Annotated in this window: 9 protein-coding genes; 4 read left to right on the top strand and 5 right to left on the bottom strand. The window is 43.2% G+C overall.

What is annotated here, in order from left to right; translation table 11 throughout:
* The first annotated feature begins 206 nt into the window (after positions 1 to 206).
* The 4 genes from aph(3'')-Ib to FTV52_RS14005 all read left to right on the top strand — a co-directional run bounded on the left by aph(3'')-Ib (position 207) and on the right by FTV52_RS14005 (position 2,718).
* Entirely contained in the window at positions 207 to 1,010 is an 804-nt protein-coding gene (gene aph(3'')-Ib / locus FTV52_RS14020; protein ID WP_001082319.1) for an aminoglycoside O-phosphotransferase APH(3'')-Ib, read from the top strand.
* Positions 1,010 to 1,846 carry an aminoglycoside O-phosphotransferase APH(6)-Id gene (locus FTV52_RS14015; protein WP_000480968.1) on the top strand — a complete coding sequence of 279 codons (837 nt, stop codon included), beginning with the start codon at positions 1,010 to 1,012 and terminating at the stop codon, positions 1,844 to 1,846. Before aph(3'')-Ib ends, FTV52_RS14015 begins: the two co-directional genes overlap by 1 nt.
* A gap of 220 nt (positions 1,847 to 2,066) precedes the next feature.
* Positions 2,067 to 2,423: a type II toxin-antitoxin system RelE/ParE family toxin gene (locus FTV52_RS14010; RefSeq protein WP_004967307.1), complete on the top strand. Its 357-nt coding sequence runs from the start codon at positions 2,067 to 2,069 to the stop codon at positions 2,421 to 2,423.
* Positions 2,416 to 2,718: a helix-turn-helix domain-containing protein gene (locus FTV52_RS14005; RefSeq protein ID WP_001140620.1), complete on the top strand. Its 303-nt coding sequence runs from the start codon at positions 2,416 to 2,418 to the stop codon at positions 2,716 to 2,718. The genes FTV52_RS14010 and FTV52_RS14005 overlap by 8 nt, the downstream gene beginning before the upstream one ends.
* Positions 2,719 to 2,801: 83 nt before the next feature.
* Here FTV52_RS14005 and FTV52_RS14000 read toward each other — a convergent pair whose 3' ends face one another.
* The 5 genes from FTV52_RS14000 to FTV52_RS13980 form a co-directional block, all read right to left on the bottom strand.
* Complete coding sequence (locus FTV52_RS14000; RefSeq protein WP_179991021.1) at positions 2,802 to 4,127, bottom strand: ISNCY family transposase; 1,326 nt, start codon at positions 4,125 to 4,127, stop codon at positions 2,802 to 2,804.
* 172 nt (positions 4,128 to 4,299) lie between these two features.
* Positions 4,300 to 4,590 (bottom strand): addiction module antidote protein, encoded by a 291-nt coding sequence (locus FTV52_RS13995; RefSeq protein WP_004787581.1) that lies wholly within the window; start codon positions 4,588 to 4,590, stop codon positions 4,300 to 4,302.
* A 3-nt stretch (positions 4,591 to 4,593) separates the two neighbouring features.
* A complete protein-coding gene (locus FTV52_RS13990) occupies positions 4,594 to 4,890 on the bottom strand; it encodes a type II toxin-antitoxin system RelE/ParE family toxin (protein ID WP_004787583.1) in 297 nt (98 codons plus the stop codon).
* Between the two features lie 358 nt (positions 4,891 to 5,248).
* Complete coding sequence (locus FTV52_RS13985; protein ID WP_005093385.1) at positions 5,249 to 6,238, bottom strand: copper resistance protein B; 990 nt, start codon at positions 6,236 to 6,238, stop codon at positions 5,249 to 5,251.
* On the bottom strand, positions 6,225 to 7,372 hold a 1,148-nt coding region (locus FTV52_RS13980; RefSeq protein WP_179991020.1), incomplete at its 5' end, for a multicopper oxidase domain-containing protein. The genes FTV52_RS13985 and FTV52_RS13980, both read right to left, overlap by 14 nt.

The raw sequence follows: 7,372 nt of genomic DNA, 5'->3' as shown, positions 1-7,372 counted from the left end.
TTGTTCCATTTTAGAGATTTGTTTAAGATAAGATATAACTCATTGAGATGTGTCATAGTATTCGTCGTTAGAAAACAATTATTGTGACATTATTTCAATGAGTTATCTATTTTTGTCGTGTACAGAGTTAAATTTGGATCAATTAGGGGCGCTTTGCATTTCAAATCTTTGTGCAACAAAGCCTCAGAAAACTGAAGGAACCTCCATTGAATCGAACTAATATTTTTTTTGGTGAATCGCATTCTGACTGGTTGCCTGTCAGAGGCGGAGAATCTGGTGATTTTGTTTTTCGACGTGGTGACGGGCATGCCTTCGCGAAAATCGCACCTGCTTCCCGCCGCGGTGAGCTCGCTGGAGAGCGTGACCGCCTCATTTGGCTCAAAGGTCGAGGTGTGGCTTGCCCCGAGGTCATCAACTGGCAGGAGGAACAGGAGGGTGCATGCTTGGTGATAACGGCAATTCCGGGAGTACCGGCGGCTGATCTGTCTGGAGCGGATTTGCTCAAAGCGTGGCCGTCAATGGGGCAGCAACTTGGCGCTGTTCACAGCCTATCGGTTGATCAATGTCCGTTTGAGCGCAGGCTGTCGCGAATGTTCGGACGCGCCGTTGATGTGGTGTCCCGCAATGCCGTCAATCCCGACTTCTTACCGGACGAGGACAAGAGTACGCCGCAGCTCGATCTTTTGGCTCGTGTCGAACGAGAGCTACCGGTGCGGCTCGACCAAGAGCGCACCGATATGGTTGTTTGCCATGGTGATCCCTGCATGCCGAACTTCATGGTGGACCCTAAAACTCTTCAATGCACGGGTCTGATCGACCTTGGGCGGCTCGGAACAGCAGATCGCTATGCCGATTTGGCACTCATGATTGCTAACGCCGAAGAGAACTGGGCAGCGCCAGATGAAGCAGAGCGCGCCTTCGCTGTCCTATTCAATGTATTGGGGATCGAAGCCCCCGACCGCGAACGCCTTGCCTTCTATCTGCGATTGGACCCTCTGACTTGGGGTTGATGTTCATGCCGCCTGTTTTTCCTGCTCATTGGCACGTTTCGCAACCTGTTCTCATTGCGGACACCTTTTCCAGCCTCGTTTGGAAAGTTTCATTGCCAGACGGGACTCCTGCAATCGTCAAGGGATTGAAACCTATAGAAGACATTGCTGATGAACTGCGCGGGGCCGACTATCTGGTATGGCGCAATGGGAGGGGAGCAGTCCGGTTGCTCGGTCGTGAGAACAATCTGATGTTGCTCGAATATGCCGGGGAGCGAATGCTCTCTCACATCGTTGCCGAGCACGGCGACTACCAGGCGACCGAAATTGCAGCGGAACTAATGGCGAAGCTGTATGCCGCATCTGAGGAACCCCTGCCTTCTGCCCTTCTCCCGATCCGGGATCGCTTTGCAGCTTTGTTTCAGCGGGCGCGCGATGATCAAAACGCAGGTTGTCAAACTGACTACGTCCACGCGGCGATTATAGCCGATCAAATGATGAGCAATGCCTCGGAACTGCGTGGGCTACATGGCGATCTGCATCATGAAAACATCATGTTCTCCAGTCGCGGCTGGCTGGTGATAGATCCCGTCGGTCTGGTCGGTGAAGTGGGCTTTGGCGCCGCCAATATGTTCTACGATCCGGCTGACAGAGACGACCTTTGTCTCGATCCTAGACGCATTGCACAGATGGCGGACGCATTCTCTCGTGCGCTGGACGTCGATCCGCGTCGCCTGCTCGACCAGGCGTACGCTTATGGGTGCCTTTCCGCAGCTTGGAACGCGGATGGAGAAGAGGAGCAACGCGATCTAGCTATCGCGGCCGCGATCAAGCAGGTGCGACAGACGTCATACTAGATATCAAGCGACTTCTCCTATCCCCTGGGAACACATCAATCTCACCGGAGAATATCGCTGGCCAAAGCCTTAGCGTAGGATTCCGCCCCTTCCCGCAAACGACCCCAATATGAAAAACCCCGGCAGGATGCTGGGGTTTTTTATTGCCTATCATTTCTCATTTGCAAAACAAGCATAATGCTCCTAAAATATAGACTATAATCTATATTTTGGTTGTGGTATGTGGATAGTCATTACGACAGATCTATTTAATGAATGGCTTGAACAGCAAGACGAATCAACACAAGAGAAGGTTCTGGCTGCCCTAGTTGTTCTACAGCAGCAAGGACCAAGTTTAGGCCGCCCTTTAGTAGATACTGTCTATGACTCTAAATTTACCAACATGAAAGAGCTTCGTGTTCAACATCGAGGTAAACCACTGAGAGCTTTCTTCGCATTTGATCCTTTACGACAGGCTATTGTTCTATGTATTGCTGATAAAGGCAGTAAAAAGCGTTTTTATAAAGACATGCTGGATATTGCAGATGAACAATACCAACTTCATCTCACCACCCTAGGAGATAAATCTAATGGCTAAGACTCTGCAAGAATTGTTAGCTAGCCGCTCTCCAGAGAGCCAAGCCCGTATTCAAAAAATGGCAGATGAATTACTGCTAGAAAATCAGCTTCATCTTATTCGTGAAGAACTTGAAATCTCTCAAAAGGAACTTGCTGAAACTTTGGGAATAAAACAGCCATCGCTTTCAGCAATAGAAAATCGTGGCAATGATCTTAAGATTTCAACCATGAAAAAGTATGTTGAGGCAATGGGCGGGAAGCTCCGTATTGATGTAGAGCTTCCAACAGGAAAACATATAGGATTCAATGTTTAACAATAAAAATGGGAGCTAAAGACTCCCATTTTTATGTTATTCCCAAGTAGAAATGTCCTACCTAATAACCAAATAGAAATGTCCTATATGGACATTTCCAAGTCAAGCACAGGATTTAGATTTCGTTGTTCAATCGCTGTTTTCTGTGCTTGTCTACGTGGCATCTTTTGAGAACGATTGCGTTTGTTTTGGTGTTCCAGTTGTTCATGCTGTTGTTGAATATGTGCCAGCACAGAACCCAAACGTTTATTCTCAACGATCTCTCTCTGGTTGAGCTGACTTAATTTATCAAAGATGCTGTAATTGATTTTTCTTCCCTGATATTCAATGGCTACAGTACCATCCGGATATTCCAAGAACTCAAGATACTTGCCGACCAATCTTTGATTTTCTTCGCTGTTTTCCAAGATATATACGCATTTATCATAAGTAATCGTCAAGCTGTTCGTGACCCTGCGGGGTTCACGCCAGGTAAAAACATCATCTAATTCTTCGGCTGTTTCAGCGATAGGCCGATGTAGATCCTTGGGATTAAAAGCCATCTTGGCGAATTTACGATTAAATTGCTCAATAAAGCACGGCAGCCACTTATTGGCATCTGCAATTGAACTGATGCCTTCTAAACGCATCTCCTTAATCAGACGATCCTGAAGTGTTCTATTCGCTCGTTCTACACGACCTTTGGCTTGAGGGGAGTTAGCGAAAATGATATCGATATTGAGAGTGCTCAGAACACGTCCAAACTGGGTAATCTTGGTGTCTTTCTTGCTACTTTGATTCACCCTAAAAACTGAATGTTTGTCACTGTAAAATGCCAATGGCTTACCATGCTGTTCGATATATAAACGTGTCGAAATCATATAGTCAAAGGCTGACTCTGACGCACAGAAGCGTAAATGCTGCAATTTTCCTGTGGCATCATCGATAAATACCAGTAGGCAGCACTTGGCAGAACGGCCTTCAAACCAATCATGGTGTGAGCCATCAATTTGGATCAATTCACCATAACAATCTCGGTTATAACGAGGCTGATATGGTCGTTTCAGGCGCTTGCAGCGAGGGATCCATAAATCGGCTGCAATCATCCAAGAACGTAGTGTTTCCACTGAAATATCAAATCCATGAACAGTGGTGAGCTTTTCATGCGCTAAAGTGGGTCCGAAACCATAAAGTTGATCTGAAACAATATTGAGACACTTAAGTCTGAGTTCTTCAGGAAGTTTAGAATTGCTGATTTGGCCACGACCGGCATGGGCTAATGCAGCGGGACCTTGAGCTTTGTATTTCTGCAGTAAGCGTCTGATCTGACGTTCTGAGATATGAAGTAGCTGAGCAGCCTGAGGTTGAGTTATGCGTTGATCGCAGATTTCTTGCAAGACCGACAATCGTTTAAGTTCTTTATCCGACATAGACACCAACATATCAAACCGTCCGCTTCGATAATCGCAAAAGCGCATATTCTAAAAGCGGACATTTTTACTTTGGAGAAACCGGACATTTCTACTTTGGGCTTACACTGAAATTTCGCATAAGAGATTTTATGTTAAATAAGATGGAACTTAGACAAAATTTTATTAATAGTTATGCATTCTGCACAGTTAGTTTTAGACCTAAAGCATTTACTACACGATTAATCGTATCAAAACGAGGTGCTGAATCTTGACGGAGTGCTTTGTAAAGTGCTTCACGTCCAATTCCTGCTTCTTTAGCGATTTGAGTCATACCACGAGCTTTAGCAATTACACCAAGTGCATGAGCTAGTTCAGCAGGGTCATTCTCTTCAAGAACCATATTAAGATACATTACAATATCTTCTTCACTCTTAAGTGCTTCTGCCATGTCAAAGCTAGGTAGATCAGCTATTTTAACCATTTTTCAATCCTCTAAAGATTTTGATAAATCAACAGCTCGTTCTATATCCTTTTGCTGTGTAGATTTATCACCACCTCCAAGCATCACAATGATTACATCACCATGTTTGATGTAATACATGCGCCAACCTGGTCCGAAGAACTCTCGCATTTCCCAAACACCTTCTTGAAGATGCTTTACATCGCCCCAATTACCACGCTGAACCTTATCTAATCTTCGATTCAGTTTAAGACGGGTCATACTGTCTTTAATGCTATCTAGCCATTCATCAAATTCAGGGAGACGTTTAATCTCGGTCATGAAAGTTCCTCTTTATTGTATTCGATCGAATACACAACATTATAATGAATATATTTTATGAGTAAATGAAATAATAAGAATATATTTTATCAATTGATTATTTAATAACCTATGTTCTTGGCAAAAGGTATCAAACCTGCTCATAAAAAAGCCGACTTGTTTCTAAGTCGGCTTTTTACTGTTTTTGAAGTCAGTCAAAATTTTATAACTATATGAAAAACAATAATATTTTAAATTGCGTTTCGTATAAGCTCTATTATGTTAAATGGGAGGGAGCAAAATAAGTTAACATTTTGCTTCCGGCCACATTAAGCTAGAGTTTTATTTAAATAAAGCTATTTAGTAATCATTAAATTAATTAAAATCTAAATCTAACACCAGCTCCATATAACCAACCTTTCTCAGAGTTTGATTCTATTTGCCACGACGTTTCATCATTACCTTTTGAATACTCATAGGCAATGTCGATATACGGCATGATCTTTTTACTGATTTCATAGCGAGTTTCAAGCCCTGCGGTTGCACTGCTTAAACCAGTTTTTTTCGCATATTTAGAGTCATCACTAAAGATCGCATCCAACTCTAAATAAGTTTGAATAATCAACTTTTGCGTAATCAGAAAATCACGTTCCGTTTCTAGACTAAAACCCGCATAACTGTCTTCTCCTGCATAGAGATAAGCATCAGTTTCAAAGAAATATGGTGCCATACCATGTAAGCCAATCACTGCATCAACATTTTCTTCGGTGTCTTTGCGATGATCATCGAGTTCAACTTTTTCACTGCGATAACGTGCACCAATCTGTGCATCCCAAAAGTCTGAAATCATACGGCTATATAAAAGTTTGGCATCATAATGTGCATCATGCGATTCTTCTTTATCGGCATGAACTTTAATAAAAACCTTATTTTCATCTGTGCCAATACGGGTTTCAAACTCTGACTTTAAACCGCCTGTGCCATCTTCATTGACAAACCACTTATTATCCACCGTCGTAATCGCATAAATTTGCGCACCGTGTTCTGAGCGATGATCATAATGCGAACTCTGCTGAGTATTCGCATCTGGTACATGATGTAAATGATTAACCGTAGATGTTGCCTGATGTTGTGCATGATTCATCTGACCATGGTTCATTTTCCCCATCATCTGCATGTGTTGTGCATGCTCTTGTGCAGAATGTTGTGAATGATTCATCTCAGACATGGCTTGATGATTCATTGATGGCATATTTTTCCCATTATTCTGAGTCGTTGAATGATGCCCTTCGTGCGCCACACTTAAGGTCGTTAAACTCAATACCGCAACAGAAAAAATCGCTTTCAATACAAAATTAGTGATGTGCATGTTCAGCTCCTTTTTGCTCAGTTACTTGTTGAGTTTGAGTCGAATTTGTACCTTGAATTGGCATTGTAGATACTTGTTCATCGCTAACATTCGCCACGATTAACTTGTTCATCATCCCCGCACTCATGTGATACAACAAATGACAATGGATTGCCCATTCACCCAATTCATCCGCAGTTAATAAAGCCGTAACTGTTTTACCCGGTGGTACGATCAATGTGTGTTTATTTGGCATATCTACCGACTCTTGACCATTCTCCAACTGCATAAACATACCGTGTAAATGCATCGGGTGCGCCATCATACTGTCATTAATAAATTTGATACGGATACGCTCGCCATATTTCACTTTTAACGGCTCAGCATCACTAAATTTTTTACCGTTAATGGTCCAAATATAACGTTCCATAGTACCGCCCAAACGCACGACCAATTCACTGCTGGCTTCACGAGTATCTTTTTGCGGCTCTAATGATTTTAAATCGCTATATTGCAAGGCTTTATTACCTGCAGGTGTAGAGGCATTTGCCCAACCATAAACCACTTGATCATTTTTTTGCGGTTTTACTGCGCTATGCTGTGAATGATCCGTGCCTTTCATATCGCCATGGTTCATTTTCGAATGATCCATTCCTGAATGATCACCACCACCATGTCCCATATCTTCCATAGTCGGTTTTACTGCGCTATGCTGTGAATGATCCGTGCCTTTCATATCGCCATGGTTCATTTTCGAATGATCCATTCCTGAATGATCACCACCACCATGTCCCATATCTTCCATAGTCAAAAGCGAGCGTGGACGTGGCTGAGGCATATGAATGCCGTGTGTCACAGGATTTAGTTCATTGTGTAGCGTACCAATCGCATAACCTGAACGGTCAATTGACTCAGCTTCAATTTGATAATGTCCACCTTTTGGCTCCACAATCACATCATAAGTTTCAGCCGTACCAATACGGAATTCATCTACAGAAATGGGTTTCACAGGCTGACCATCAGCACTAACCACAGTCATTTTCAAGTTAGGAATACGGACATCGTAGAAAGACATCGCAGATGCATTCACAAAACGTAGGCGAATTTTTTCATTCGGTTTAAACATTCCTGTCCAATTTTGTTCAGGTGTTTTGC

The organism is Acinetobacter sp. YH1901141, assembly GCF_013416935.1.
GTDB lineage: Bacteria > Pseudomonadota > Gammaproteobacteria > Pseudomonadales > Moraxellaceae > Acinetobacter > Acinetobacter towneri.
The sequence above is the reverse complement of the archived record's forward strand: the minus strand, read 5'-3'. Positions and strand labels throughout refer to the sequence as shown.

What these genes read in the sequence shown, in the direction of transcription:
- FTV52_RS14015 (WP_000480968.1), top strand. Translation starts at nt 1,010, where the DNA reads ATGTTCATGCCGCCTGTTTTTCCTGCTCATTGGCACGTTTCGCAACCT.
- FTV52_RS13990 (WP_004787583.1), bottom strand. Translation starts at nt 4,890, where the DNA reads ATGACCGAGATTAAACGTCTCCCTGAATTTGATGAATGGCTAGATAGC.
- FTV52_RS14010 (WP_004967307.1), top strand. Translation starts at nt 2,067, where the DNA reads ATGTGGATAGTCATTACGACAGATCTATTTAATGAATGGCTTGAACAG.
- FTV52_RS13995 (WP_004787581.1), bottom strand. Translation starts at nt 4,590, where the DNA reads ATGGTTAAAATAGCTGATCTACCTAGCTTTGACATGGCAGAAGCACTT.
- FTV52_RS14000 (WP_179991021.1), bottom strand. Translation starts at nt 4,127, where the DNA reads ATGTCGGATAAAGAACTTAAACGATTGTCGGTCTTGCAAGAAATCTGC.
- FTV52_RS14005 (WP_001140620.1), top strand. Translation starts at nt 2,416, where the DNA reads ATGGCTAAGACTCTGCAAGAATTGTTAGCTAGCCGCTCTCCAGAGAGC.
- FTV52_RS13985 (WP_005093385.1), bottom strand. Translation starts at nt 6,238, where the DNA reads ATGCACATCACTAATTTTGTATTGAAAGCGATTTTTTCTGTTGCGGTA.